General features: G+C 68.3%; 27 protein-coding genes. 19 read left to right on the top strand and 8 right to left on the bottom strand.

Annotation, left to right across the window (positions count from 1 at the left end; genetic code table 11):
* The first annotated feature begins 44 nt into the window (after positions 1 to 44).
* The 4 genes from amrB (at position 45) to F572_RS0114310 (ending at position 3108) form a co-directional block, all read left to right on the top strand.
* Positions 45 to 845, top strand: coding sequence for an AmmeMemoRadiSam system protein B (gene amrB / locus F572_RS0114295; protein ID WP_017941634.1), 801 nt, complete (start codon positions 45 to 47; stop codon positions 843 to 845).
* Positions 842 to 1420 (top strand): AmmeMemoRadiSam system protein A, encoded by a 579-nt coding sequence (gene amrA, locus F572_RS0114300; RefSeq protein WP_017941635.1) that lies wholly within the window; start codon positions 842 to 844, stop codon positions 1418 to 1420. Before amrB ends, amrA begins: the two co-directional genes overlap by 4 nt.
* On the top strand, positions 1410 to 2024 hold the full coding sequence (locus tag F572_RS0114305) for a rhomboid family intramembrane serine protease (protein WP_017941636.1): 615 nt from the start codon (positions 1410 to 1412) through the stop codon (positions 2022 to 2024). The genes amrA and F572_RS0114305 overlap by 11 nt, the downstream gene beginning before the upstream one ends.
* Before the next feature lie 73 nt (positions 2025 to 2097).
* Positions 2098 to 3108: an adenosine deaminase gene (locus tag F572_RS0114310; protein ID WP_017941637.1), complete on the top strand. Its 1011-nt coding sequence runs from the start codon at positions 2098 to 2100 to the stop codon at positions 3106 to 3108.
* Between the two features lie 11 nt (positions 3109 to 3119).
* Here the strand turns inward: F572_RS0114310 and F572_RS0114315 are convergent, their stop codons facing one another.
* Positions 3120 to 3608 (bottom strand): PleD family two-component system response regulator, encoded by a 489-nt coding sequence (locus F572_RS0114315; RefSeq protein WP_017941638.1) that lies wholly within the window; start codon positions 3606 to 3608, stop codon positions 3120 to 3122.
* 242 nt (positions 3609 to 3850) lie between these two features.
* Here F572_RS0114315 and F572_RS0114320 point away from each other — a divergent pair, with 242 nt between their 5' ends.
* Entirely contained in the window at positions 3851 to 5215 is a 1365-nt protein-coding gene (locus tag F572_RS0114320; protein ID WP_017941639.1) for a diguanylate cyclase, read from the top strand.
* A gap of 21 nt (positions 5216 to 5236) precedes the next feature.
* Here F572_RS0114320 and F572_RS0114325 read toward each other — a convergent pair whose 3' ends face one another.
* Together F572_RS0114325 and F572_RS0114330 are read right to left on the bottom strand one after the other, a co-directional pair.
* Positions 5237 to 5698, bottom strand: a complete 462-nt coding sequence (locus F572_RS0114325; RefSeq protein ID WP_017941640.1) for an RT0821/Lpp0805 family surface protein — start codon at positions 5696 to 5698, stop codon at positions 5237 to 5239.
* 222 nt (positions 5699 to 5920) lie between these two features.
* Entirely contained in the window at positions 5921 to 7432 is a 1512-nt protein-coding gene (locus F572_RS0114330) for an AAA family ATPase (RefSeq protein WP_017941641.1), read from the bottom strand.
* Positions 7433 to 7584: 152 nt separating this feature from the next.
* Between F572_RS0114330 and F572_RS0114335 the strand changes: the two genes are divergently transcribed.
* The 3 genes from F572_RS0114335 (at position 7585) to F572_RS0114345 (ending at position 9636) form a co-directional block, all read left to right on the top strand.
* Positions 7585 to 8286, top strand: coding sequence for a VTT domain-containing protein (locus F572_RS0114335; RefSeq protein ID WP_017941642.1), 702 nt, complete (start codon positions 7585 to 7587; stop codon positions 8284 to 8286).
* A gap of 141 nt (positions 8287 to 8427) precedes the next feature.
* Positions 8428 to 9171, top strand: a complete 744-nt coding sequence (locus F572_RS0114340; protein WP_017941643.1) for a bifunctional 2-polyprenyl-6-hydroxyphenol methylase/3-demethylubiquinol 3-O-methyltransferase UbiG — start codon at positions 8428 to 8430, stop codon at positions 9169 to 9171.
* Between the two features lie 141 nt (positions 9172 to 9312).
* Positions 9313 to 9636, top strand: coding sequence for a hypothetical protein (locus F572_RS0114345; RefSeq protein ID WP_017941644.1), 324 nt, complete (start codon positions 9313 to 9315; stop codon positions 9634 to 9636).
* 27 nt (positions 9637 to 9663) lie between these two features.
* On the opposite strand, the gene F572_RS0114350 is transcribed toward F572_RS0114345, so the two are convergent.
* Positions 9664 to 11100, bottom strand: coding sequence for a diguanylate cyclase (locus F572_RS0114350; protein WP_017941645.1), 1437 nt, complete (start codon positions 11098 to 11100; stop codon positions 9664 to 9666).
* 132 nt (positions 11101 to 11232) lie between these two features.
* Between F572_RS0114350 and F572_RS0114355 the strand changes: the two genes are divergently transcribed.
* Together F572_RS0114355 and F572_RS0114360 are read left to right on the top strand one after the other, a co-directional pair.
* Positions 11233 to 12246 (top strand): MDR family oxidoreductase, encoded by a 1014-nt coding sequence (locus F572_RS0114355; protein WP_026142981.1) that lies wholly within the window; start codon positions 11233 to 11235, stop codon positions 12244 to 12246.
* A gap of 58 nt (positions 12247 to 12304) precedes the next feature.
* Positions 12305 to 12655, top strand: coding sequence for a hypothetical protein (locus tag F572_RS0114360; protein ID WP_017941647.1), 351 nt, complete (start codon positions 12305 to 12307; stop codon positions 12653 to 12655).
* Positions 12656 to 12680: 25 nt separating this feature from the next.
* On the opposite strand, the gene trxC is transcribed toward F572_RS0114360, so the two are convergent.
* A complete protein-coding gene (gene trxC, locus F572_RS0114365; RefSeq protein WP_026142982.1) occupies positions 12681 to 13115 on the bottom strand; it encodes a thioredoxin TrxC in 435 nt (144 codons plus the stop codon).
* A 35-nt stretch (positions 13116 to 13150) separates the two neighbouring features.
* Positions 13151 to 13708 (bottom strand): hypothetical protein, encoded by a 558-nt coding sequence (locus F572_RS0114370; RefSeq protein ID WP_026142983.1) that lies wholly within the window; start codon positions 13706 to 13708, stop codon positions 13151 to 13153.
* 143 nt (positions 13709 to 13851) lie between these two features.
* Here F572_RS0114370 and F572_RS0114375 point away from each other — a divergent pair, with 143 nt between their 5' ends.
* Positions 13852 to 14772 carry a patatin-like phospholipase family protein gene (locus F572_RS0114375; protein ID WP_017941650.1) on the top strand — a complete coding sequence of 307 codons (921 nt, stop codon included), beginning with the start codon at positions 13852 to 13854 and terminating at the stop codon, positions 14770 to 14772.
* A 75-nt stretch (positions 14773 to 14847) separates the two neighbouring features.
* Positions 14848 to 15804, top strand: coding sequence for a pentapeptide repeat-containing protein (locus F572_RS0114380; RefSeq protein ID WP_017941651.1), 957 nt, complete (start codon positions 14848 to 14850; stop codon positions 15802 to 15804).
* A 26-nt stretch (positions 15805 to 15830) separates the two neighbouring features.
* Here F572_RS0114380 and F572_RS16025 read toward each other — a convergent pair whose 3' ends face one another.
* Positions 15831 to 15959 (bottom strand): hypothetical protein, encoded by a 129-nt coding sequence (locus F572_RS16025; protein ID WP_255349334.1) that lies wholly within the window; start codon positions 15957 to 15959, stop codon positions 15831 to 15833.
* Positions 15960 to 16176: 217 nt separating this feature from the next.
* Between F572_RS16025 and F572_RS0114390 the strand changes: the two genes are divergently transcribed.
* From F572_RS0114390 to F572_RS0114420, 7 genes are all read left to right on the top strand, one after another.
* The gene (locus F572_RS0114390) at positions 16177 to 17733 is read left to right on the top strand and encodes an EAL domain-containing protein (RefSeq protein WP_017941653.1); all 1557 of its coding nucleotides are present in this window, start codon (positions 16177 to 16179) and stop codon (positions 17731 to 17733) included.
* Positions 17734 to 17740: 7 nt separating this feature from the next.
* Positions 17741 to 18475 carry a hypothetical protein gene (locus F572_RS0114395; RefSeq protein ID WP_026142984.1) on the top strand — a complete coding sequence of 245 codons (735 nt, stop codon included), beginning with the start codon at positions 17741 to 17743 and terminating at the stop codon, positions 18473 to 18475.
* 110 nt (positions 18476 to 18585) lie between these two features.
* Entirely contained in the window at positions 18586 to 19527 is a 942-nt protein-coding gene (locus F572_RS0114400; RefSeq protein ID WP_369772162.1) for a diguanylate cyclase domain-containing protein, read from the top strand.
* Positions 19528 to 19716: 189 nt separating this feature from the next.
* Positions 19717 to 20109 carry a hypothetical protein gene (locus F572_RS0114405; RefSeq protein ID WP_017941655.1) on the top strand — a complete coding sequence of 131 codons (393 nt, stop codon included), beginning with the start codon at positions 19717 to 19719 and terminating at the stop codon, positions 20107 to 20109.
* A 167-nt stretch (positions 20110 to 20276) separates the two neighbouring features.
* On the top strand, positions 20277 to 22754 hold the full coding sequence (locus tag F572_RS0114410; RefSeq protein WP_017941656.1) for a bifunctional diguanylate cyclase/phosphodiesterase: 2478 nt from the start codon (positions 20277 to 20279) through the stop codon (positions 22752 to 22754).
* A 137-nt stretch (positions 22755 to 22891) separates the two neighbouring features.
* Entirely contained in the window at positions 22892 to 23176 is a 285-nt protein-coding gene (locus F572_RS0114415; protein ID WP_017941657.1) for an MliC family protein, read from the top strand.
* Entirely contained in the window at positions 23173 to 24216 is a 1044-nt protein-coding gene (locus tag F572_RS0114420) for a phosphotransferase (RefSeq protein WP_017941658.1), read from the top strand. Before F572_RS0114415 ends, F572_RS0114420 begins: the two co-directional genes overlap by 4 nt.
* A gap of 151 nt (positions 24217 to 24367) precedes the next feature.
* On the opposite strand, the gene F572_RS0114425 is transcribed toward F572_RS0114420, so the two are convergent.
* A complete protein-coding gene (locus tag F572_RS0114425) occupies positions 24368 to 25261 on the bottom strand; it encodes a hypothetical protein (RefSeq protein ID WP_017941659.1) in 894 nt (297 codons plus the stop codon).

Genomic DNA, 25261 nt, shown 5'->3' on the forward strand with positions numbered 1-25261 from the left:
GAAATGCCAACATTCAACGACATAATGTTCGATGGAGACCTCCAATGACCACCCAGGCCCGTGTCCGCGAGCCCGCCATCGCGGGACAGTTCTACCCGGCCGACCCCGACGAACTGCGCGCCACGGTCACCCGGTTGCTGGATGCGGTATCGCCGGTATCCGGCGCGGCGCCGCCGAAGGCCCTGATTGCCCCGCACGCCGGCTACCCCTACTCCGGCCCGGTGGCGGCCTCGGCTTATGCCCGCATCCGCCCGCTCGCGGGCCGAATCCGGCGCGTGGTGCTGCTGGGGCCTTCGCATCGCGTGCCCTTCCGCGGGATCGCGACCACCACGGCCACGGCCTACCGCGGCCCACTGGGGGACGTCCCCGTGGATCACGAGGCCCTGGAACGCATCGCGGACCTGCCCGGCGTCCAGGCACTCGACATCGCCCACGGTCCCGAGCACAGCCTGGAGGCACACCTGCCGTTCCTTCAGGTAGCCCTGGGGCCCTTCGACCTGGTGCCGCTGGTGGTCGGGGACGCCTCCCCGGGACAGGTGGCGAACGTCCTGGACCGTCTCTGGGGTGGCCCGGAGACCCTGATTGTGGTCAGCTCCGATCTCTCCCATTTCCACGACTACGCCACCGCGAGCCGGCTGGATACCGCCACCACCCGGGCGATCGAACGCCTGGACGAACACGCGCTGGGCCCGGAACAGGCCTGCGGCTGCCGTCCGCTGGCGGGCCTGTTGCGCCTGGCACGCCAGCGCGGCCTCGCCATCACCACGCTGGACCAGCGCAACTCCGGCGACACGGCCGGCCCGCGCGACCAGGTGGTCGGATACGGCGCCTGGGTGCTGCAATGACGCCCGGCATCGAACTGCCCGCGCCGGCGCGTGACCGCCTACTGGAGCTGGCCGCGGATGCCATCCGGAGAGCGGCACACAACGGCCCCGCCGAAACCATTGCACCGGAACGGGAGCTCCACCCGCTACCCGACCCCGGCGCCAGCTTCGTCACGCTAAAACAAGGCGATAGCCTGCGCGGCTGTATCGGCACGCTGGAGGCCCACCGCCCCCTGGCGGCGGACGTGCTGCACAACGCCCGCGCGGCCGCACTCGATGACCCGCGCTTTCCACCCCTGCGTGCGGCGGAGCTGGATGGGCTCGCCTATTCGGTGACGCTGCTGAGCCCCGCGCGACCGATCGAGGCCCACCACCGAACGGCACTGCTGGATCAGCTGCAGCCCGGACAAGACGGCCTGGTGATCCAGGCCGGCGCCCGCCGCGCCACCTTCCTGCCGGCGGTCTGGGAACACCTGCCCGATCCCGAGGCCTTCCTCGACGCCCTGCTGCAAAAGGCCGGGCTGGCGCACGGCGGCTGGCCGGAGGGTCTTCAGGTCTGGCGCTACGGTACGCGGGAGTTCGCCGGTGGACTTTGAACCCAGCGTGACGCTGTACCTGATCGTCGCCACGGTCGTGGTCTCGCTACTCGCGTGGCAGAACCCGCGCTGGCTGCGGGCGATGATCCATCACCCCCCGTCCGTGCAGCGCGGCGAGTACTGGCGGTTGGTGACCCACGGTTTCATCCATGCCGATGGAACCCATCTCGCGTTCAACATGATCACACTGTTCTTCTTCGGCATGGCCATGGAACGCGTGCTGGTGCCCGAGATCGGCATGGGCGGCTTCGCGCTGTTCTATCTGGCCGCCATCGTGCTGGCCAGCCTGCCCAGCCACCTGCGGCATCTGCGCGATCCCGGCTACCGCTCCCTGGGGGCCTCGGGGGCGGTGTCCGCGGTGCTGTTCGCCTACATCCTGCTGCAGCCGTGGTCCCTGCTGTTCGTGTTCTTCATCCCGGTGCCGGCCATCGTGTTCGCGGCCGTCTATATCGGCTATTCGCTCTACGCCCAGCATCAGAACCGCGACAACATCAACCACAGCGCCCATCTGTGGGGCGGCGCCTGGGGTGTGGCTTTCATGCTCTGGCTGGAGCCCGCCCTCCTGGCACGGTTCTTCCGCGAACTGCTCGCGCCCCTCGGCTGACCCCGGGTACTTGCCGCCCAGATGCCGTCGCCCTAGTTTTGGCGACTGCTGACACCCACGGACCGGACCCGCCATGCAAGACGCCATCGCCACGCTCCCCAAGGTCGAGCTGCACCTGCATATCGAGGGCACGCTGGAGCCCGAACTGATGTTCACCCTGGCCGAGCGCAACGGCGTCGAACTCCCCTATGCCTCGGTGGAGGAGGTGCGGGCGGCCTACCAGTTCCACGACCTGCAGTCGTTCCTGGATATCTACTACGCCGGTGCCTGCGTGCTCCTGACCGAGCAGGATTTCTACGACCTGACCCGGGCCTATCTGGAGCGCTGCCGGGCCGATAACGTGCGCCATACGGAGATCTTCTTCGACCCCCAGACCCACACCGAGCGTGGCGTGCCCTTCGCGACGGTCATCGACGGCATTCGCCGCGCCCTGGCCGACGGCGAACGCGAATTCGGCATCACCAGCCGGCTGATCCTCTGTTTCCTGCGGCATCTGAGCGCCGAGGCCGCGATGGAAACCCTGGAGACTGCCCTGCCCTGGCGCGAGCATATCCACGCGCTGGGGCTGGACTCGGCCGAGCTCGGCAACCCGCCGGAGAAGTTCCGGGCGGTATTCGACCGCGCCCGGGCCGAGGGCTTCCCCACCGTCGCCCACGCGGGCGAGGAGGGCCCGCCGGAGTACATCCATCAGGCGCTGGACCTCTTGCAGGTCGCGCGCATCGACCATGGCGTCCAGGCCGAAAAGGATCCCGCGCTGATGCAGCGCCTGGCGCGGGAACAGATCCCGCTGACCGTCTGCCCGCTGTCCAACATCAAGCTGTGCGTGTTCGACCGACTGGAGGATCACAACCTGAAGCGCCTGATGGACGCGGGGCTGTGCGTCACCATCAGTTCGGATGATCCGGCCTACTTCGGCGGCTACGTGGGCGAGAACTTCCGCGCGACCGCCGACGCGTTGCAGCTGGGCCCGGACGACCTGGAGCGGCTGGCGCGCAACGCCGTCGACGCCGCGTTCCTGGAGCCCGGGGCAAAACAGCGCCTGCACGGCGAGATCGACGCCTGGCGCGTCCGCATCGCGGGCTGAGGCGACGGGTTTTATCCGGAGAAGCGTTGCGGGCGCGCCGGCAGCCGGCCCTTCTCCACCAGCCGCTCGATGCGGCAGAACACCTCCCCGCGGCCGAAGGGTTTCTTCATGAAGTCATCGGAGCCGATGCGATCGAGAAAGAACTGCTCCACCGCGTCCTCGTTGCCGCTGATCATGATCACCGGCACCTTCGCGGTGGCCGGGTCGCGGCGCAGCTGACGCAACATGGCAAAGCCGGTCATGCCGGGCAGGATGATGTCCAGGAAGATCAGGTCCGGCGGGTTCTCGCGTGCCAGCGCAAGGCCCTCTTCGGCGTCGCTGGCGCCGATCGGTTCCAGCTCGTTCTGCCGGAGCATGCTACTCAGCAGCGCAACCACCGTGCGCGAGTCGTCGACCACCAGCACCCGCAGCCCGCGCGCCGCCTCCTGGCGTGCCTTCCTGCGCCGCTCGCCGGCCTTGCCGAACCGCAGGAGGCTCCCCATACGCTGCATGTAACTCATGCCGGACTCCTTTCCTGATCCATGGGTGTGGTGCGGCCACCCGCCTGCCCGCATTGTTCCTCCCCCCGCGGACACTGTCCACCGCGCCGGCCGGACGGGTTTGAACAGCGGCGCAAAGGCGCGCATCATCCCGGTTTTCGTGCGGATGACTGAAAGGAGTCAGAACCCGCCATGAAGACGAATGCACCCCGGCCACAGCCCAACAGTGCGCCCCCTCGGCGCCCGGCAGCGGGAGGCCCGGCATGAAGATCCTGGTCGTCGACCGCTCGCGGGTGTTCCGGGCGCTTTGGAGCCGCATGGTGCTCGCGGCCGGGCACAAGCCCATCATGGCCAGCAGCGCGGCGGAGGGGCTCGCACGCATCGACGAGAACGATCTGGAACTGGTCTGCGCCTCCATCACGCTCCCCGACATGAGCGGCGTGGACTTCTGCCGCCAGGTCCGGGCCAAGGCCTCCGGGCATAACCTGCCCCTGATCCTGCTGACCACCCAGCACGACCACGACATCCGCCGCCAGGCCTTCGAGGCCGGCGCCACCGACCTCCACGACAAGACCAACATCCGGGAGCTCTTCCACCAGGCCGCGCGCTACGGACGCCCGGTAGAACACGCCCACGAGGGGCATGTGCTGTACGTGGAGGACAGCCCCACCGTCGCCCGCGTGATGATCCGCATCCTCGAGGGGATGGGCCTCGAGGTCGCACACTTCCGCAGCGCCGACGAAGCCCTGCAGGCCTTTGACCGGGGCACCTGGGACCTGGTCCTTTCCGACATCCTGGTCGAGGGCGAGATCAGCGGCATGGGGCTGGTCAGCCGGCTGCGCCAGCAGTTCCCCGACAAGACCAGCCTGCCGATCGTCGCAATGTCCGGTCTGGACGACCAGAACCGGCGCGCCGAGCTCTTTCGCCTGGGAGTCAATGACTTCGTCACCAAACCGGTACTGGAAGACGAGGTCCGCGCCCGCATCGGCAACCTGCTGGCCAACAAGCGGCTGTTCGAAGAAGTGCAGGACCAGCGCCAGAAGCTCTACGAGATGGCGATGATCGATCCGCTGACCGGGCTGCGCAACCGCAACGTGCTGGCCGAGTGCGCGGCACGCTTCTTCGCGGAGGCCAACCAGAAGGACATCCCGCTCAGCCTGATCCTGCTGGACATCGACCATTTCAAGCGGATCAACGACACCCACGGCCACCTGGTCGGGGACGAGGTCCTGGTCGGCGTCGGCGACCTCCTGCGCACCACCGGACGCGAGACCGACGTGGCCCTGCGCTTCGGGGGCGAGGAATTCCTGCTGGTCCTGCCCGAGTGCGACCTGTTCGATGCCCACACCCGCGCGGAAGAGCTGCGCCAGCAGCTGCGCGAACTCGAACCCGCCGGGCTGACCATTACCGCAAGCTTCGGCGTCACCAGCCGCCCGGCCGGGCGTGAGGTCAGCATGAACGACCTCTTCCGGGTCGCCGACCAGGCCGTCTACCAGGCCAAGAGCGAAGGCCGCGATCGCGTCGTCTCGCGCACCCTGGATGCTGGAGCCGAATCCGACTTCCAGGACACCCGTACCGCCGACGACTCGCCCGGGCCGGGGCAACCGACCCCGGAACCGTCTGTCTGAGACGCGGACCAGGCCCTCCACTCAGCCCTGGATACGCCAGCTGCCGTCCGGCTGCCGGCAGGCGGTCCCGTACACCTTCTCGGTCTGGCCGCCAATCACCGCGTCGATGGTGTATTCCCGGCACGGCCCGGCCGTGGTCTCGTAGGTCCGGGTCGGCACCACCGTGTACTGGTTGCCGCTGTCCGGGTTGACCCACCGCGAGGGCACCCCCGTGCGTACGCTCTCCAGAGTCTGGGCCGTCTTCAGCCGGTCGACCTCGTCCATGGACTGGCCCACCGAGCCACCAATCGCCGCACCCGCCAGGGTCCCGGCGATGATCGCCGCGGTCCGGCCGCGGCCGGACCCGACCTGCGAACCGAGCACGCCGCCCAGCACGCCACCGATCACCATCCCGGCCTGCTCCTGCGAACCCTGATAGGTCGCACAGCCGCCGAGCCCCAGGACCGCCGCCAGGACGATTGCGAAAGAAACATTGCGCCACATGAGCATTCCTCCACCGGCGACCCGTACCTGAATCAGCGGGAGACCGGTGCCGGCTTCGGCGTCCCCGTGATTCGAGTATAGGCGCCCCGGCGAACCGGGCGGTCAGCCGGACGGCTTCAACGGGCGCGCGCACGGCGTTGCGGTTCCCTTGTGCAGAATGACTGCACGGCAGTCACCGCGCATTAAACGCACGCAAAAGCGACTCGAATGCGAGCGTGCACATTAATCAGTGTTTCCCTTGGTCTCCGGCTTCGAGGCATTGATCGCGCGCTGGAACACCCAGCTCTTGATCTCGCGGATCTGCTCCACCATGGTCCGCGACAGCGGGACCGTGTTGATCACGTTGCGGATCACGTCGCGCTGGTTGAACACCCGCCCTTCCTGGTAGGCATCGATACGCGCCGACTTCACCGCCTGCTCGATCTCCGCCCCGCTCCAGTCCTCGGTGCTGGCGGCCATATAGTTCAGGTTGAAGTCCTCGAGATTGCCGCCATGGCGTTCGACGTGGATGCGCAGGATCTCCTTCCGCTCCTCCACATTCGGCAGGTCGAGGAAGAACAGCTGGTCAAAGCGCCCCTTGCGCATCAGCTCGGCCGGCAGCTGCTGGATGCGGTTCGCGGTCGCCGCCACGAACACCCGCGGCGACTTCTCCTGCAGCCAGGTCAGAAAGCTGGAAAAGATGTTCACGTTGCCCGTACTGCCGGCGGCATGACTGTCGAAGCCGAAGGCATTCTCCAGCTCGTCCACCCACAGCACCATGGGCGCGATTTCCTCCGCGATGCGGGTCGCCCGGGCAAAGGCGTATTCCGGGGTGCCGAAACTGCCGGACAGCACCAGGCTCATGTCCAGCCGCACCAGCGGCAGCCCCCAGGCGGTGGCGATGGCCTTGGCGGCCATACTCTTGCCGCAGCCGCTGACCCCCATGAACAGCACCCCGGCGGGTAGCGGCACATTGTCGTTCCAGGCCTTCTCGGTGAACAGGTCGGCACGCGTGCGTACCCATTCCTTGAGGTTCTCCAGGCCCCCGATCGCCTCCAGCGAGGCCTGCGGCGGATAGAACTCGAGACAGCTCTCCTTGCGCAGGATCTGGCCCTTCTCCTCCTGGATCTCGGCCAGCATCTCGGCCTCGGGCAGGGGCTGGCCGCGGAACAGCCGCGCGCTCAGATGTCCGACCTCGTTCAGGGACAACCCGCGCATCCCCGCCGCGAGGCGGAACAACTGCTCGCGCGGGATCGCCTCGGCGCCATGGGTGTGCTCGAGCTGCTCCAGCACCTCGGCCTCCGAGGGCAGGTCCACCTCGACCAGGAAGACCTCCTTTTTCAGGATCTCCGGCAGCTTCAGCAGCGGACAGCTGAGGAACACCACGTTGCGACCCTTCTTCAGCTGGTAGTAGAGATCGCGCACCCCGCGCACCAGCGCCGGGTTGTCATCGAACCACGTAGGCAGGTCTTTCAGCAGGACCATCCGCGGCGCATCCGTCTCCCCCGCGGCCACCCGCGCCACCGCCGCGACCGGGTCCGTGGTCGGCGCGCCCGGGTCATCGTGCTCGCCAAACCCGTGGCTCGCCGACCAGACCTCCAGGTGGCCGTCCTCTCCGTAGAACGAGCGTGCGACCGAGCGCAGCAACCGCTCCATGCGGTCCTCGTCCCAGCCCAGCAGGTAGAACACCGGATAATGCGACTTGAGCCCGCGCAGGATCTTGTGTGCCGTCCGATTCTCCAGCTTCTTGCTCAATCCGTGTCTCCTTCCGGGTGGCCCCGTCCTGATGCCGATGTCCCCGACCGAGTGTACCGATACGCCGCGCCGATGCGAGCCACCCGGCACGCCACGACGGCGCATCCGCTACCCTGAGGGCATCGGCCCGATGCAGCCCCGGAGGTCTCCCGATGCCGTCTGCCCACCCCCGGCCCTCCCGGATCTCGCGTGCCAGCCTCGGGCGCGGCGTTCTGGTACTGCTGATCGCGCTGGGCATCGGCCTCGCCCTCTGGGTGGGTGACCCGGTCCGTCTGCTCGCCTGGGGCGAGGCCGTCGCAGGCGGCCTCTGGGTCACGGCCGGGCTGGTGCTCCTGATGGCCCTGATGCTCGCCTTTGCTCTCCCCGGCACCCTGATGGTCTGGCTGATCGCCCCGTTCCACCCGCCGCTGATCGCCGTCGGCCTGTTGCTGATCGGCAGCACCAGCGGGGCCTGGGGGGCCTACCACGTCGCCTCGCGCCTGGCCCGCTCCGACCACGAACGCGACCGTGGCGGGTGGCTGACAGACTTCCTGCGCCGTCACAGCCACCCGGCCACGCAGACCGCCCTGCGCGTGTTTCCCGGCTTCCCCCATTCGATGGTGAACTACGCTGGCGGGGCCCTGGGCCTGCCGCTGGGACCCTTCCTGCTGGCCGCCCTGCTTGGGCTCAGCGTGAAGTGGAGCGTGTATGCGACGGCCATCCATGGCGCCACGGATGCGATCGCCACCGGCGAGGCCCTGCAACCGCAGACACTCCTGCCCCTGTTCGCGCTGGCGGTGTTGCTGCTGGCTGGCTCGGCACTGCGGTACTGGATCCAGCGCCGGTATGCGTCGCCCGGCTCGGGCCAAGGGTAAGAGCCCGCGCCGGAACATCGGGCAGAAAACGAGAACGGTTTCGCGGGATCGAGCGGGACTGCCCCCGCATGCGACCCCAAAATCTGTAACCGACCGGCAGGTCCGTTAGACTGGGAGGCCTTGTCCCAGCACGGCCACCCTGTGACCCACGAGTCCTCCTCAAGCCCGTATTCGAACATCGGCGACGTCAACCAGCGTTTCTACGATGGTCTGTGGGCGGACACCCGCCTGGTACACCCCGAGCGTTTCAATACCTGGGGACTCGTCTCCGAGCTGTCCCGATCCCATGCCCGACGGCTCGAAGTAGGGCCCGGGATGCGCCCGCGCCTGCCCATCGCGGATACCCACTTTGCCGACATCAGCGCCCCGGCGCTGGCCGCACTCGAGAACGCGGGCGGTGTCACTCAGAGGGCCCCCATATCCGCGCTGCCCTATGCCGACCGGCACTTCGAACTGGTCTGCGCACTGGACATCATCGAACATGTAGAGGACGACGAGGCCGCTCTGGCCGAGCTGTCACGGGTCGCCGCCCCCGGCGCCCGTGTACTGCTGTCCACCCCGCTGCATCCGGAGTACTGGACGCCGTTCGACGACATCGTCGGCCACTATCGGCGCTATGAACCGCACAAGCTGGCACAGCTTCTGGAACGCCACGACCTGGAGATCGAGCAAAGCGCGATCTTCGGGATGAAACCGAAATCCTCGCGCCTCAATGATCTCGGCATGTGGTTCCTGCAACGCCACCGACCCGTGGCGATGAAGGTCTACAACCGTTTCCTGATGCCCCTGGGGCTTCGCCTGCAAAAGCCCCTCAAGCTGAGCCCCGGCATGGTGCCCACCGACGGGGTGGAAGAGGTCTTTCTGGTCTGCCGCCGCAAGACCTGAACCGGCACGGAGACTCGGTAGCCTGTTTGCGGGACCGGAGTCCAGGCCGTCCAAAAACCCGGCCGATTGCCCAGCTTCCTTGATGGAAACCCCCGGCCGGGCGTACTGTCTATCGAAGTACGATTACCGAGAGAACCCCCGATGCTCGACCTGCTGCGTTCACGTTCCACCTACCGCGATCAGCGCTTCCAGTTCTCCCTGCTGGTGCTGGCCACCGGATTCGTACTGACACTGCAGAACCCGGAGGCACAGGAATCCGCCGCGGAGCTGTTCTCCAAGGTGGAGTTCCCGAACTTCGCCCAGGTGCAGGACATGCGCCCGCAGCTGCCCCCGCCGTGGATGGAGGGTGACCAGCTCGCCAGCGAGGACACCGAATCGACCCCGGTGATCACCCTGCTCGAGCGCACCGATGCGCGCTCCGCCGACCCGCGCGAACGCCCGACGCGCGCCGCCGGCGACGAATAACCCCCGCCATCGCCCCGGCGGAATCACTCAAAGCCCCGCCACACAGACCCGGTTGCGACCCTCGCGCTTGGCGCAGTAAAGCAACCGGTCCGCCTCACCCAGCAGCGCCTCCGGTTCCAGCGATCGCCGCTCGGTCACCACACCCACCCCGAGACTGACGGTCACCCCACCCGTCGCATTGTCCGGATGGTCCAGTTGCAGGGCCTCCACCTCGCGCCGTACCCGCTCGGCAACCGCTCGCGCGCCCTCCAGCGTGGTATCCGGCAGGATGCAGGCAAATTCCTCGCCCCCGTAGCGCGCGACCAGATCCGTCGGCCGATGGGCCGCCTCCTGGAGGACAGCGGCGACCCGGCGCAGGCAGTCGTCCCCACGCTGGTGCCCGAAGCGGTCGTTGTATGGCTTGAAGTGATCAATATCGATCATCAGCAGCGCCAGATTGACCGCGCGCCGCGATCGACACTCCCGTTCCAGCACGGCATCGAACTGGCGCCGATTCGCCAGCCCGGTCAGGCCGTCTACCCGCGCCTGACGCGCCAGCTCGGCCTCCACCTGCTTGCGGGCGAAGGTACCGGCAATGATGTCGGCCACCACCTGCAGCGTCGTGATCTCTTCGCGGTTCCAGTGGAAACGCTGGTTCACCGAGTCGAAGCCGAGCATGCCGAAGGCGTTCTGGTCGCTGATCAGCGGGATCAGCAGAAGGGATTCGATGGATTGGCGGCGGAACTCGGCCTGTTCGAAGGCGGCCGCCTCGGGCAAATCATCCACGTCGGGAACATGCACCGTACGACCGCGACGGATCTGGCCGGTCACCCACGCGTGCGCCTCCAGCGGAATCCCCTGCATCTCGTCGAGGAACGGCCTGATTCCGGGCGCACACCATTCGTGGACCAGGTCCATGGTCTGCCCGCCCGGCCGGAAGCGGATCACATAGGCGCGCCCCATGCGGAAGAACTCGTTCAGGCGCTGCAACACCCCGGTGACGGCATTGTCGACCGCGTCGGCCGAGATGTCCGCGAACTGGGCGGAGATCGCGGACACGATCGCCTGCAGGCGATGCTGCCGTTGCGCCCGCTCCTCCAGCTGCTTGCGTTCGGTGATGTCCTCGGCGATGGCACTCGCCCCAAGCAGCGCCCCATCGTCATCGAAGAACCGCTGGGCGTGCCAGGACAGTGTGCGCTCCTCGCCACTGCGGGTAAGGATAGTGGACTCCCGCCCTGCCATCTCGCGGCCTTCGCGGATCACCACCTCGGCCTCGGCGAGCAGCGTCGCGCGATACTCCCGGTCAGGATACAGCCACTCCCAGACCGCCGCGTGCCCCACGACTTCCTCGCGGCGGTAGCCGCTGATCCGCTCGGCGGCCCGATTCCAGAGGGTCACCCGCCCCTCGGTGTCCAGGGTGTTCACCCACACCGGCGCGTGCTCGATGATCAGCGAATGAAAACGCGCGGAGGAATCGTCCACCATGCCCCGCCCTCGAAAACGGAAACGATCATTGTTTCCCTCTCTCGAGGTTAGCAAGAATCCCGGCGATTGGTTTACGAGGCATCCGCGTTTGGTAGGCTCGTGCGCCTGGCCCCAATCGACCCGCAGACCCGCATGACCGACACCTTCAAGGCGCTTCTCCTCGAACAGCATCCCGACGGCCCGATGGCGACGCTCCGGACCCTCAAGCTCGACGATCTGCCAGCAGGCGACGTCCTGTTGCGGGTTCACTACTCGGGGCTGAACTACAAGGACGGCATGATCCTGCAGGGTCAGGGCAATCTGGTACGGGAGTACCCGCACGTGCCGGGCATCGACCTGGCCGGGACCGTGCTGGAATCCGCCGATCCGCGTGTCCGCCCGGGCGAGGCGGTCGTGCTCACCGGACACCGCGTGGGCGAGACCCACTGGGGCGGCTACGCAGAGCGTGCCCGGGTCCAGGGGGAGTGGCTCATCCCGCAACCCGCGAGCTACAGCGCGCGCCAGGCCATGGCCGCGGGCACGGCCGGCTTCACCGCCATGCTGGCCATTCAGGCCCTGGAGGAGCATGGCCTGCAACCCGAGGCAGGCGAGGTCCTGGTGACCGGGGCCTCCGGCGGCGTGGGCAGCATCGCGGTCCGGCTGCTGGCCCGACTGGGCTACACGGTCACCGCCGTCACCGGCCGTCCCGAGAACGCCGAATACCTGCACCAGCTGGGCGCCCAGCACATCGTGCCCCGCGGGGAGCTGGCCGAGACCCCGCCCAAGCCAATGCTGCGGGAACGCTGGGCCGGCTGCGTGGACACGGTTGGGGGGGACATGCTGGCCCATGTACTCGCCGGCATGAACTACGGATCCTCGGTGGCGGCCTGCGGCCTGGCCGGGGGTCCTCAGCTCAAGACCACCGTCCTGCCGTTCCTGCTGCGCGGCATCAACCTGCTGGGGATCGACTCGGTCCTGTGCCCCGGCGAGCGGCGGCGGGCGGCCTGGGAACGCCTGGCCGAATTGCTCCCGGGCGACGACCTCGACGCGATCACCACCGAGATCGACCTGGAGGAGCTGCCGCATTACGGCGAGCAGATCCTCGCGGGACAGATTCGGGGACGCACGGTGGTCCGCGTGGACCCGGCCGACGCCGGCGGCTCCTGATACCCTCGGGCCGTCCCGAACCGGCTATGCTCCCGGACAGACCACCCCGGAGATCCCCATGACCGAACTCGCATCCCGCCTGAAGTCGATCCGCGACCGCCTGGCCGAGCTGGAGGCCATGGCCCGGGAGGATCACGCGGAGGCCGCCCATCGCCTGGCCGCCGAGCTCACCCGGGAGCTCAATCAGGCACTGGAGGAGGCTACCGGATCCGGCGACAGCGCCCACGCGACCACTGCCGGCGAACCCCGCCCACCGCGCGACCCGGTCGAGAAGTGCCCGCGCTGCACCCTGCGCAGCTTCACCTTCCAGGAGGGCACCATCCGCGAACGCCCGAACGAACCGGGGCACTTCGAGGCGCAGTACCAGTGCATGAGCTGCGGCCACGAGGCCTGGCGCCGCCTGGGCTAGGGAGACGCTGGGCCCGAACGCGTGGCTACACCTGGCCGCGCGTCCAGCGCACGATATCGGGCGCGCCCATGGCGCCCGCCTGGCGTGCGACCTCCCGACCACCGCGAAACAGCGCCAGCGTCGGGATGCTGCGAATCCCGAACTGCTGCCCCAGGCCGGGTTCCGCCTCGGTATTGACCTTGGCCAACCGCACGGTCGGTTCCAGATCGCCCGCCGCCTGCCGGAACTGCGGCGCCATCATCTTGCAGGGGCCACACCAGGGCGCCCAGAAATCCACCAGCAGCGGGATATCGTTGCGCTCGACGTGCCGCCGGAAATTCGCGCTCGTCAGTTCCAGCGGTTCGCCGGCGAACATCGGCTGGTGACACTGGCCGCACTTCGGGCCGGCGCCAAGGCGCGCGGCGGGGATTCGATTGACCGCATCGCAATGCGGACAGACCACATGCAGGGACTCACTCACAGCAGCACCTCGCCTTTACCACCCGACGGACCGCTTCATTCTACTCCTCGCCGCGGCAGCAACCAGCCGAACAGAAGATGGGTCAACCACCAGACCCCGGTACAAAAAGCCATCACCACGCCCAGCCACGCGACCGGATGCATCCACTCCTGGACCTGACCGCCCGGTCCCAGGACCCAGTTCACGTTGTTCTCGGGGTCCGCCAGCGCAAAGGTCAGTAGCAGGATGGCCCAGCCCAGAACCGCCATGTAGCGCCAGGCGCGCGGGTCGTAACCCAGGCGCCAGACCAGCCAGATCAGTACGAAGGGCAGCGGCAGGTGGTACAGGGACAACAGGCGCACGAACAACGGGATCTCGGGATTGAACATGTAGTGCACGATGCCCAGCGGGGCCCAGCCCCACACCGCCATGCTCAGCACGAAGTCGAGCACCCAGCCGAGTTCCAGCAGCACGACCGCTACCAGCATCATGCTCGCGATCCGGCGACTCTCCAGCCAGGCCGCGAGCAGCCCGCCCAGCAGCGCGACGTTGGAAAACCACAGGAAATTGAACCAGCCATGCACCGCTGCGTAGACCGGCACCAGCACCACCACGAAGGCGAGATAGCCCCACTTCACTCCGCGCGGCACCCGGCCATCGAGCGTCACTGGACGGATGGATTCCATTCGCTTGCCCCCGGCAACATTCGGGCTCAGGGTAGCAGCATGGCCACCTTGATTCGGAAGCACACCCCCACATGAAACCGCTGTTCGTTCTCTGCCTCGTCCTGTCGCTGTGTGTCGCACCCGCGTCCCTGGCGGCGGATCGCGCCGAATCGTCATCGCCGACCATCGGGCTGGCACTGGGCTCGGGCGGTGCCGGTGGACTGGCCCATATCGCCATGCTTCAGGTCTTCGACGACCTTGGCATCCACCCCGACCGCATCACCGGCACCAGTATCGGGGCCGTAATCGGCGGGCTTTATGCCGCGGGGCTGGACGCCGACGAGATCCTCGACCTGTTCGACGACTTCGCAGGCTCGGAACTGGATGCCCTGACCGGCCTGGCGCGCTCGGAGATCAAGCTGCTGGACCTGGTCCCGCTGCGAATCGGCCGCAATGCCCTGTTCGACTCCGGCGAGTTCCTGCGTTTCCTCGCCGAGCATACCGACGCCCGCGACTTCGACGACCTGCGCATCCCGTTCGCGGTGGTCGCGACCGACTTTCGCACCGGCGAGAGCGTGGTAATCGACGAGGGCGACCTGTTCATGGCCATCGAGGCCAGCATGGCGGTGCCGGGACTGTTCGAGCCGGTCCGCTACGGCGATGCCCAGTACCTGATCGATGGAGGCGCCTCCAACCCGCTGCCCTACGATCTGCTGCAGGGAAAGTACGACTACGTGATCGCCGTGGACGTCTCCGGCAACGGGGCGCATAACGACACCGACGACATCGGCATCGCCGACCTGCTGTTCAAGAGCTTCAGCATCATGCAGGGCTCCATCATTCGCCACATGACGCGCCTGGACCCACCCGACCTCTACCTGGTGCCGGATACCGGCGGCATCCGCCTGCTGCACTTCAACCGCATCGACGAGATCCTCGAAAAGGCCCGGCCCACCGCCGACGAACTGCGCGAACAACTCGAGACCCGGAAGATCCGGCCAGCGGGGTCCTGACCCGGTGCAGGCCGAGACCATGCCCTATACTCGCGACATCCGTCGCAACGGACGCGACGCCACCCCGGGAGAGCCGTGACCCACGACGCCCCCAATGACCCACCCGGCCCGGCTGATCCGCCCCCGGAACCCGGCACCGAACGCCACGAGCTGTGGTTTACGCGGCGTGGCGACCAGGTCTGCGGCCCCTATCCTCGGCGGTCGATCGGCCGCTTCCTGATCCTCGGCCGCCTGCGCCCGGATGACGAGGTCAGTCTCGACCGCGAGACCTGGTGGCGCATCGACCAGCGCCCGCACCTGATCCCCGAAGAACTGCAGAACGCCCACACCCCCGAGGGTCGCGAACGCCTGGAGCAGGCGCGCCTGCGCGAAGACGAGCGCCGCCGCGAACGTCGCCACGACGACCCGCCCCCCGAGATCGGCGAACGCCGCAAGGGTGACCGCCGGTGCCCGGAATCACCGGAGACGATCTCCCACCGCCAGCAATGGGCCGAGATCCTCGACCGGACACCACCCCCCTGGAGGCGCTGGGTCCGCGGGCCCCGGCCGTGGATCGCCGGGGGCCTGGTGATCGCTCTGGCACTCGCCGTGATGATCGGTTTCGGCATCACCTTCGAGCGCGACACAGGACCTGACTGTGATGCGTCACCGGCGCCGGGCGTCAACTGGAACTACTGCGACAAGGCCGGGGCGGATCTGCGCGGCACCGACCTGAGTGGCGCATCAATGCACAACACGCGACTCCCCGGGGCGCGTCTGCACGGCGCCCGCCTCACCCACGCCGACCTGCGCTTCGCGGACCTCACCCTGGCCGGTCTGGAGGGCATCGATCTCGCGGGTGCCAACCTGACCGGCGCCGACCTGATCCGTGCACGTTTGGTCGACACCAATCTCGAGAACGCCAATCTCGCGCACGCCAACCTGACCGGCGCGGACCTTTCGGGCGTGCGTCTGGACGGCGCCCGACTCGGCCGCAGCATCTGGACCGACGGGCGAATCTGCGCCCGAGATTCCATCGGCACCTGCGACTGAACCGCGTTCCGGCGGGGCACCGCTCATTACCCGCCGTCCCGCTCGCCGCCCTCGTCCGGATCGAGATCGATGCCCAGCTCCCCGGCGACCTCGGCCCAGTACGGCTCGGCCTCGCAGGAACAGCAGTCGCACCACACGGTTACGCCATCATGCATGCTGAGCTCGCTGCGCGGGGCCTCCACCCCAGGCCCCACAGGGCTGGAAACCGATCCCTCCCGGCCTTCGATCCTCCCTCGACGGGTTTGCATGGCGATACCTCCCGACGTTCAACCTTCTGCTACGAGCATAGACGTCGAGAAAACGCAGTGAGACAACGAGTGCGGGCGCGGCCCCGTGCTACTCTCAAAGCATTGGCTCCCTGCCCCGGTGAACATGATCGCCCGACGCGACAAGGTCCTGCTCTCGGTCTCGGCTGCGGCCCTGCTCGGCATCCTGCTGCCGCTGGCGGCGCTGGCCTGGTTCCTGTGGCAGGAATCCGTGGTCGCCGAGGAGAAGCGCCTGGCCGAACTCGCCGAGCGCCTGGGCGAACAGACCGAGACCACCCTGGTCGATGCCCGCGAACTGCTGGACGCGCTCAACCAGCTGGAGCTGGACGGCTGCTCCCCGGAACACCTCGAACGCCTGCAAGACGCGGCCATGGCCCGGCCGCATGTGCGCGCCATCGGCTACTGGCGCGCGGCCGAGCGCCAGTGCGGGGCCGGATTCGTCCAGGGCGAGGCCCTGACGCCGCCGCGGGCCAGCCGCATCTACGACAGCGGCGTCATCGCCTGGTGGCCCGGCGCGGATACCGCCGTGGGCGGCGTGGAACTGTTCCTGATGCGCTACGGCCAGCACGACGTAGCCATCGATCCGCGCCTGCTGATCAGCCCGGGCCTGCTGGAAGCCCAGCAGGTCGGCCTGTGGGTGGAGGGTCTGCCCATGAGCCAGTACCCCGCGAATGCGGACCTCCCCGCGCCCGAGGCCACCCCCGCCGGCCTCAGCGTCGACCGGTCCCGTGGGCGCATCGTCAGCCGGTTTTCGCTGGACACGATCTTTCCCATCGACATCATCGCCGTCCAGCCGCTGGCCGCCTTCTGGGACCGCTACCTGCCGACCCTGGTGGTAGCGGGTCTCTTCGGGCTCCTGCTGGTGGCACTGTGGCTGCTCCTGGTGGTGCAGTACCTGCGGCGCCACCTGAGCCTGGCCAGTGAACTGCGCGAGGCCATCGCCCGGGACCAGATAAGCGTCGAATACCAGCCCATCGTCGATCTCACCGACGGCCGCTGCCGCGGTGCCGAGGCCCTTGCCCGCTGGCACCGCGAGGGGGACGAGACCATCCGCCCGGATGTCTTTGTCCCGCTGGCCGAGGACACCGGTCAGGCCACCGACCTGACGCTCGCGATCCTGCGCGCCATCCTGCGTGACCTGGGCGACAGCCTGCGGGCGCACCCGGAACAGACCGTCAACCTCAACATCACTGGCCACGACCTTTCCTCGGACCGCTTCGGCGATGCCCTGCGCACGGCCCTGCGCGAGGCCGGCGTCGCCCCCGCCTCGATCAAGCTGGAGCTGACCGAACGTTCGCTGCTGAACGAGGACGCCGTGCGCGGGCGCCTGCGGGAACTGCGCGGCCGCGGACACCGCATCGCCATCGATGACTTTGGCACAGGATATTCAAGCCTTTCCTACCTCGAGCGTTTCGAACTGGATACACTGAAGATCGACAAGACCTTTGCCGATGCCATCGCCCACGAGGCGGTGACCAGCAGCGTGATCGGTCACATCATCGAGATGGCCCGTTCCCTGGAACTGCATATCGTCGCCGAAGGCATCGAATCGCCCCACCAGGTCGAATGGCTGCGCAAGCAGGGCGTCGACGGGGGACAGGGCTACCATTTCAGTCGCCCCCTGTCCGCCGAGGCCTTCCTCGACTGGTGTCGCCAACACTGAGGAGAGCATGTCCCACCCATTCAGTACGCGCCGCCCGGGCCACCTCCTGGCGCTTGCCTTGTGGCTGGCCGCCACCGCCACAGGCTGCGGCCTGCTACCGGTCGAACCCGACGGGGACCCGCCCCCCGCGACCGAACCCTCGGCCTCCGCCCCATCCCCGGCGGACACCACTGCCGAAAGCCCGCCTCCTCAGGCGGACCCGGAGCCGAACGCTACCCCCGAGGCCCCGGCCGAGCCGGACGAGCCGCAGGCGCCGGCAGAGGGCCTGTACATTGCCCGTTCGGACCGTGCCGAAGAGGAACGGCGCGCCACCCTGCGCGAAGAGGGGCACGAGACCCTGGACCCGGATCGCCTGGGTTATTACATGGACGTGCTCGGCGCCCGGCTGCGCCAGGAACTGGCCGGGCAGCCCGCCACGATCGAGCACCGGGACTCGGGCATCCGCGTGACCCTGCCGGAAGGCACTGGCCAGGACCGCGCCCTGGACACCATCGGCCGTCTGCTGGACGAGTTCCGCGCGAGCCTGGTGACCGTCATCGCCGTCCGCCCGACCGTGGAGTCCGCCGGCGAACAGGCCGGTACCGCCGAGGCCGACGCCCTGTCCGCCGGGCGCCGTCTGGAGGGCGCTGGTGTCGCCCCCGCGCGGCTGGTGCTGCGCGTACTGCCGGCCGGCACCGCGCCCGGCAGCGCCATCTTCGCGCCAGAGATCGAACTGCTGATCCAGCCCCTCGCCACCAGCTGAAACTCCGAACAAGGACCCGATTCGCCATGGATGCCACTCTCCCCAACGGACCGCAGGATGCGAACGCGGACAGCGAACAGGATGCCGCAGCCCCCGTGGCCCGCACCGAGATGGAGCCGGACAGCACGGTCTATCGCACCCTGCTGGAATCCACCCGCGCCATCCCCTGGCGCATCGACTGGGCCACCATGCGGTTCACCTACATCGGCCCCCAGATCGAGGCCCTGCTGGGCTGGACGCCGGAGAGCTGGGTCAGCATCGACGACTGGGTGGAGCGCATGCACCCGGACGACCGTGAATCGGTCGTCAACTTCTGCGTAACGCAATCACAGTCCGGGGTCGACCACGAGGCCGACTACCGCGCCCTGACCCGGGATGGTCATTACATCTGGATTCGCGATGTCGTCCACGTGGTGCGCAAGGACGGCGAGGTCGAGGCACTCGTGGGCTTTATGTTCGACATCAGCGAGCGCAAGCAGCAGGAAGAGGAGCTGCTGCGCCTGAAGACCGAGCTGGAGGCATTGTCCTACCGCGACTCGCTGACCGGCATCGCCAACCGGCGCCAGTTCGACCAGGTGCTCGAACGCGAATGGGCACATGCCCGGCGCGACCAGCGCCCGCTCGCCGTCATCATGCTCGATATCGACCACTTCAAGGAATACAACGACCGCTACGGCCACCCGGCCGGAGACCTCTGCCTGCAACGGATCGCCGCCGGCCTCGCGAGTGTCGTTGGCCGCGAACAGGATCTGCTGGCCCGCCTGGGCGGGGAGGAATTCGTGCTGATCCTGCCGGACACCGCTCCGGAGGCGGCCCACGCCCTCGCCGAACGCTGCCTCCAGCGCATCCGCGAGGAAGCGATCCCGCATGCCAGTTCGCGCGTGGCCACCACGCTGACCGCCAGCGCCGGAGTCGGCAGCCTGATCCCCGACTCCACCAGCCCCGCCCACCAGGTCCTGGAGGCCGCGGACCGCGCCCTGTACCAGGCCAAGCGCAACGGGCGCGACCGCGTCGCGATCGCCATGGCCGACAACAACCCCGCGGCGATCTGAACCACCCCCGACACCGGTTATCCAAAGGAGTCGCAGGCGGCCCGTGACCGGCCCGGCGCACCGGGCACAGCCCGTCCCGGTCCGTGATCCACGTCCGGTCCTGGCGAACGTTTCGCGCGACCACGTGGAAAACGCCCCGGATTCGGACCAGACTCCGGGGAATGCGGCACCCCGAAGGGAGAGACCGACATGACCACCCTGCACAACCCGACCCACGAACCCGCGCTCTATCGACTCCTCGGGATCGTGCTGCCCCCGGTGGGTGCCTACCGCTACGGCGCCGCCGCCCATAGCTGCGCCGCGCCAATCGCCGTTGTCTGGGCCGCCGCCCTCGTCTCCCTCGCCTACGCCCTGCTGACCGGACTGGCGGGGATCTCCGGCTACGGCGGCTTCCCGCTGGCGATCGGCCTGTTCCTCTGGGTGTTCGCCACGGTGTGGACCTTCCTCGTGGTGCGCAACGTGCAGGCCGACCCCTCGCTCACCGACCCGCGGACCCACGAACGCCGCGTTCGCCAGCAAGAAGACGAACACGACCCGCTCGATCAGGTCGATCAGCTCCACTCCGGCAAACGCCCGCGCTGAAGACTTTGTGCTCAATGGCGGCTCCCCGCGCGGCGTTTGCACCGCGTTACGGAGCCTGAAATCGGCGTCTCGATGACGGTTTGCGCCTCCTTGAGACCCCTGACAGAATCGGCCAATACGTGAGGATGGGCAGGGGCCCTCCGGGCCGCGGCCGACAGGGGAAGTGCATGAGCGATTTGTCCGGGGTGGAGATCCAGTACGAGGATCTGGTGGAAAACCACCCCTTCATCATCATCTGCTATCGACCCGATACGACCATCTTCTATGCCAACCGGGCGGCCCATGAGTACTTTGCACTGCCCACCGGCGGCCTGCAGGGTCACCGCTGGATTCAGGACCTGCCCGAAGACCGGCAGCCCGAGAACCGCGCCGACCTGCTGCGCTACACCCCCGACGCACCCGTACGCACCATCGAGAATCCGGTGCGCCGCGGCGACGGGGTGGATCGCTGGATCCGCTGGACCAGCCGCGCCTTCTTCGACGAGGCCGGAGCGATCACCCACTTCCAGACCCTCGGCATCGACGTCACCGACCGCAAGCAGGGCGAGATCCTGCGCGACAACCTGCTGGGGAGCCTGGCCGAGGGCGTCTTCGGTATCGATGCCGACGGCCACTACACCTTCCTGAACCCCGCGGCCTGCGAACTGCTCGGGTTCGCCAGCGAAGACGAGGCCCTGGGCCGCAGTTCGCACGAGCTCTCGCACCATACCCGGCCTGACGGCCAGGCCTTCCCGCCCACCGAATGCCCGGTCTACCGGGTCCTGCATACCGGCGAGCCCCTGCAGGGCTATGAGGAGTATTTCTGGAGCCGAACGGGGCACGGCTTCCCGGTACTGATCAACGCCGCCCCGCTGTTCGATGCCCGGGGCCGCGTGACCGGCGCCGTGGTCTCGTTCCAGGACATCACCGAACGCCGCGCCGCGCGCCTGGCGCTGGAACGGCGCGAGGCAGAACTGCAGGAGGCCCAGCAGATCGCCCATCTGGGCAACTGGATCTCGGATTTCGAGGCCGGGGTCATCCGCTGGTCCGACGAGGTCTTCCGGATCTTCGGCCTCGAATACGACCAGTGGGGCGCCACCCACGAGGCCTTCATGCAGGCGGTGCACCCGGACGACCGCGAGCGCGTGCAACGGGCGGTCGACGATGCCCTGACCCCGGGGGGTCCGGAATACGACATCGAACACCGCATTGTCCGCCCGGATGGCAGCATCCGGGTGGTCTACCAGCGCGGGACGGTGGACTTCGACGCCCAGGGCCGCCCGCAACGCATGGCCGGCGTGGTTCACGACATCACGGAACGGCGGGAGGCGGAACGGCAGCTGCACTTCATCACCTACCACGATGCACTGACCGGACTGCCCAACCGCACCCGGTTCGCCGAACGTGCCAGCCAGGCCGTGGCTGACGCCGAACGTCTGGGTCGCCTGCTGGTGCTGGCCCACATCGGCCTCGACCGTTTCAAGAGCGTCAACGAAGGCATGGGCCAGGCCACCGGCGACGAGGTTCTGCAGCACGTGGCCCGGCGCCTGGAGAACCGACTGCCGGGCGGCGGCGTCCTCGCCCGGCTGGGTGGCGACGAGTTCGGCGCGCTGCTGCCGGTGGAGGCCCCCGGGGCCGTCGCCGGCTCGGTCACCCGCCTGCTGGAATCCCTGCGCCAGGTCATCAAGGCCGGCGAACACGAGCTGTACGTCCCGGGGTCCATCGGCGTCGCCGTGTATCCCCACGATACCCGGGACACCGCAGACCTGATGCGTCGTGCCGAGTCCGCGATGCACCAGGCCAAGCGCACCGAAGGCAACGCCATCGAGTTCTCCTCCGGCGATCTCAACAGCGATGTGCGGGCCCGTGTCTCGCTGGAAGGCCAGCTCCGGCGCGCGGTCGACCATCAGGAAGGGTTTTTCCTCCACTACCAGCCGCGGGTCGCCGCGGGGGACGGGCGCATCGTCGGCGTGGAGGCCCTGCTCCGCTGGGAGGACGCCGCCGGTACGGTCCATTCGCCGGGCGCCTTCATCCCGATCCTCGAGGAGACCGGGCTGATCGTCGAACTCGGTCAGTGGATCCTGACCGAGGCCTGCCGCCAGTGCCACGCGTGGCACCGAGGGGGACTGCCCGCGGTGCACATGTCCGTCAACCTGGCCGCCCCGCAGTTCCGCAACCGACAGATGGCCACCTGTATCGACCAGGTGCTGGAAGAAACCGGCCTCGACGCCAATTCCCTGGAACTGGAAGTCACCGAGAGCATGCTGATGACCGACATCGACCATGTCATCCGCACCCTGGGCCAGTTCCGCGAGCGCGGGGTGCGGGTCGCCCTTGATGACTTCGGGACCGGGTATTCCTCGCTCGCCTACCTGCGTCGTTTCCCGCTGGACGTGCTGAAGATCGACCGCTGCTTCGTCGCGGACCTGCAACCCGGCAACAGCGACGCCGCCATCGTGCGCACCATCCTCGGCCTGGCCGACAACCTGGGCCTCGAATCCGTCGCCGAGGGGGTGGAGACCCCGGAACAGCAGGCCTTCCTTCAGGAGGAAGGCTGCCAGACCCTGCAGGGCTTCCTGTTCGCCCGCCCGCAGCCCGCCGCCGACTGCGAACACCTTCTGGCGCGGCCCGTATCACCCGCCGCGCATCCGGGCTTCAGCGCCTGAACACCGCACCGGGCCCGCGCGCCCCAACAACCCCGGCCGAGCAAGGCCTCGTGAACCGCTCGGCGCGGGGACGCTACGATGAATGGTCACCAACCGGAGGGCACCGCGTGCGCGCCGCAATCCTACTGGCAGGAACCATGCTGATCGCCGGCTGCAGCGCGCTGCCGCGCGGCGATGACGCCCCGCGCGAGGTGGCCTACATCTGCGCCTATGGCCCGGAGTTGACCGCCACCTTCGAGGACGACCGGGCCCTGCTGGCCTTCAACGGCGCCCGCGCGCGCCTGCAGGCCACTGAAACGGCCTACGGCGAACGCTATGCCAACCCCACCGACGACATTGTGTTCTGGACGCGCGGCGACGCCGCGATGCTCGAGATGGTAGGGGTATTCTGGAGCTGCCGCGCCCTGCCCGACCGCGGATGAGCGACGCTCCGACCCGTTTCGTCCTGCAGGCTACCGGCGCGCGCGACGCGGTGCGCGGCCCGGTGGTCCAGAGCCTGTGGAGTGGCTACGGCGAGATCGTCCGCTACCACCTCGAGGGTGCCGACGTGCCCACGGTCATCCTCAAGCACATCGTCTTTCCCGACGAACTGGACCATCCGCGTGGCTGGAGCAACGACCGCTCGCATCAACGCAAGGTCCGTTCCTACCAGGTGGAAATGGCCTGGTATCGCGACTGGGCCGGCCAGTGCGGCCCCGACAGCCGGGTCCCCCGGTGTCTTGCGACCGCGACCATCGGCGACGAACACCTGATCGTCCTCGAGGACCTCGACGCCGCGGGCTTCCCGCTGCGCCGGGAACACCTGACGCGGACGCAGGCGCGGCTGTGCCTGCACTGGCTCGCGCGCTTCCATGCACGGTTCATGCACCAGGCACCCACCGGGCTGTGGCCCGAGGGCAGCTACTGGCACCTCGCCACCCGTCCGGACGAATGGGCCGCCATCGAGGACTTGGCGATTCGCGACGCGGCACCCGCGCTGGACACCGCCCTGACCGGCGCCCGCCACCGTACCGTCGTCCACGGCGATGCCAAGGTCGCGAACTTCTGCTTTGCCCCGGACAGGGATGCCGTCGCCGCGGTCGACTTCCAGTACGTGGGCGGTGGCTGCGGGATGCGCGACGTCGCCTATTTCCTCGGCAGCTGCCTGGACGAACGGGAACAGGAGGACTGGGAGGCGGAACTGCTGGATGCCTATTTCGCGGCGCTGGTCGCGGCCCTGCACGCGGGCGGAAAGGGCGACGCGGCCGGGGCCATCGAGCGCGAGTGGCGCGCCCTGTTCCCCGTCGCCCAGGCCGACTTCTACCGCTTCCTGGTCGGCTGGATGCCGGACCACTGGAAGATCCACGACTACAGCCGGCGCACGGCCCTCGAGGTCATCCGCCGCCTTCAGGAAGCAGGCGGCGGCGAACGGGGCTCGACTTCCGGCTCGATGCCCAGCTCTTCGGCCACCTCCAGCCAGTAGGGCTCGGCCGCGCAGCTACCCCAGGCGCCATGCGCGCCGGCCGGGGCCACGTCGCTCTCTGTGTCCCGCGCAGGTGACCGGCTTGTCGACTGGGTGTCGTTAGGGTGCGTCTTGTTCATGGCGCCTGAAGTATGCCATGCCCCGGTTCCTGCTATGGAGCCGGGGATTCGGCCGCGGCCGGTGCCGCCACCCCGGAGAATCCAGGCCCGCGCACATCCCCGGCCTCCCAGCCTCGGCCGCTGTCGCGGCCGGTCACCCACCACTCGTGCACGAACAGGCGCAGCGGGCCACGCACCCGCTCCTCGAAGCGCGTGGGCAGGACGAATCCCTCGATCTCCGCGTACTCCCGGAAGGTCGTGTCCACGTGGGCCCCCTGGGTCGGTCCGAACCCGTTCAGCGTGATATGCACGCGATACAGTAGCCCGGTCTCCGGATGGATCCACATCACCACTTCATCGGCATCCGCCTCGCCGAAGCCGGGCTCCAGGGTGGCCAGCACCCGGTAGTAGTCCACCCCGTCCTCGCGCCGATCCGCCAGCCGCTCCATCCCGGTGGTGCGGTGCTTCACGAAGCTCGGGCCGTAGTGGAACAGCTCGCCGGCATCGGTGGTCATCGCACTGGCACGGATGCGCTCGGGGTCCGTGCTGCGCTCGCCGTCGTAGTACACGCGAAATTCATCGCCCTGGCGGAACACACTCTTGGTGCCCTCGGGACCGGTGTAGTGGACGGCGTAGAGGTCATCGGCCGGCCGGTAGCGTTCCTCCCCCAGCCCGCGATAGCCAGCATCCGCCACCAGCGGCTGGATACGCTGGATCATGCGCCCCCACTCGCCATCGGTGGCCTGGTTCAGGTCGCCGGCGTACCCGCGCAGGTCCCCGCCGTGGGCCGCCAGGGTGCGCTGAAACAGGTCCCCGGCCGTCAGTCCATCGTCGAACGCCCGATCCGGACCGGGCTGCGGGAAGGTTCCGCCGCAGCCGGCCAGCAGCAGCGCGAGGCCCAGCCCGAGGGCCATCATCGAAGTCGCGGATCGTGTCGGATAGTCCAT

The sequence above is a fragment of the Thioalkalivibrio sp. ALE14 genome (assembly GCF_000376845.1).
In the GTDB taxonomy this organism is placed as follows: Bacteria; Pseudomonadota; Gammaproteobacteria; order Ectothiorhodospirales; family Ectothiorhodospiraceae; genus Thioalkalivibrio.

What these genes read in the sequence shown, in the direction of transcription:
- amrB (WP_017941634.1), top strand. Translation starts at nt 45, where the DNA reads ATGACCACCCAGGCCCGTGTCCGCGAGCCCGCCATCGCGGGACAGTTC.
- amrA (WP_017941635.1), top strand. Translation starts at nt 842, where the DNA reads ATGACGCCCGGCATCGAACTGCCCGCGCCGGCGCGTGACCGCCTACTG.
- F572_RS0114310 (WP_017941637.1), top strand. Translation starts at nt 2,098, where the DNA reads ATGCAAGACGCCATCGCCACGCTCCCCAAGGTCGAGCTGCACCTGCAT.
- F572_RS0114315 (WP_017941638.1), bottom strand. Translation starts at nt 3,608, where the DNA reads ATGAGTTACATGCAGCGTATGGGGAGCCTCCTGCGGTTCGGCAAGGCC.
- F572_RS0114320 (WP_017941639.1), top strand. Translation starts at nt 3,851, where the DNA reads ATGAAGATCCTGGTCGTCGACCGCTCGCGGGTGTTCCGGGCGCTTTGG.
- F572_RS0114325 (WP_017941640.1), bottom strand. Translation starts at nt 5,698, where the DNA reads ATGTGGCGCAATGTTTCTTTCGCAATCGTCCTGGCGGCGGTCCTGGGG.
- F572_RS0114335 (WP_017941642.1), top strand. Translation starts at nt 7,585, where the DNA reads ATGCCGTCTGCCCACCCCCGGCCCTCCCGGATCTCGCGTGCCAGCCTC.
- F572_RS0114345 (WP_017941644.1), top strand. Translation starts at nt 9,313, where the DNA reads ATGCTCGACCTGCTGCGTTCACGTTCCACCTACCGCGATCAGCGCTTC.
- F572_RS0114350 (WP_017941645.1), bottom strand. Translation starts at nt 11,100, where the DNA reads ATGGTGGACGATTCCTCCGCGCGTTTTCATTCGCTGATCATCGAGCAC.
- F572_RS0114355 (WP_026142981.1), top strand. Translation starts at nt 11,233, where the DNA reads ATGACCGACACCTTCAAGGCGCTTCTCCTCGAACAGCATCCCGACGGC.
- F572_RS0114360 (WP_017941647.1), top strand. Translation starts at nt 12,305, where the DNA reads ATGACCGAACTCGCATCCCGCCTGAAGTCGATCCGCGACCGCCTGGCC.
- F572_RS0114375 (WP_017941650.1), top strand. Translation starts at nt 13,852, where the DNA reads ATGAAACCGCTGTTCGTTCTCTGCCTCGTCCTGTCGCTGTGTGTCGCA.
- F572_RS16025 (WP_255349334.1), bottom strand. Translation starts at nt 15,959, where the DNA reads ATGCATGATGGCGTAACCGTGTGGTGCGACTGCTGTTCCTGCGAGGCC.
- F572_RS0114390 (WP_017941653.1), top strand. Translation starts at nt 16,177, where the DNA reads ATGATCGCCCGACGCGACAAGGTCCTGCTCTCGGTCTCGGCTGCGGCC.
- F572_RS0114395 (WP_026142984.1), top strand. Translation starts at nt 17,741, where the DNA reads ATGTCCCACCCATTCAGTACGCGCCGCCCGGGCCACCTCCTGGCGCTT.
- F572_RS0114400 (WP_369772162.1), top strand. Translation starts at nt 18,586, where the DNA reads ATGGAGCCGGACAGCACGGTCTATCGCACCCTGCTGGAATCCACCCGC.
- F572_RS0114405 (WP_017941655.1), top strand. Translation starts at nt 19,717, where the DNA reads ATGACCACCCTGCACAACCCGACCCACGAACCCGCGCTCTATCGACTC.
- F572_RS0114410 (WP_017941656.1), top strand. Translation starts at nt 20,277, where the DNA reads ATGAGCGATTTGTCCGGGGTGGAGATCCAGTACGAGGATCTGGTGGAA.
- F572_RS0114415 (WP_017941657.1), top strand. Translation starts at nt 22,892, where the DNA reads ATGCTGATCGCCGGCTGCAGCGCGCTGCCGCGCGGCGATGACGCCCCG.
- F572_RS0114420 (WP_017941658.1), top strand. Translation starts at nt 23,173, where the DNA reads ATGAGCGACGCTCCGACCCGTTTCGTCCTGCAGGCTACCGGCGCGCGC.
- F572_RS0114425 (WP_017941659.1), bottom strand. Translation starts at nt 25,261, where the DNA reads ATGGACTATCCGACACGATCCGCGACTTCGATGATGGCCCTCGGGCTG.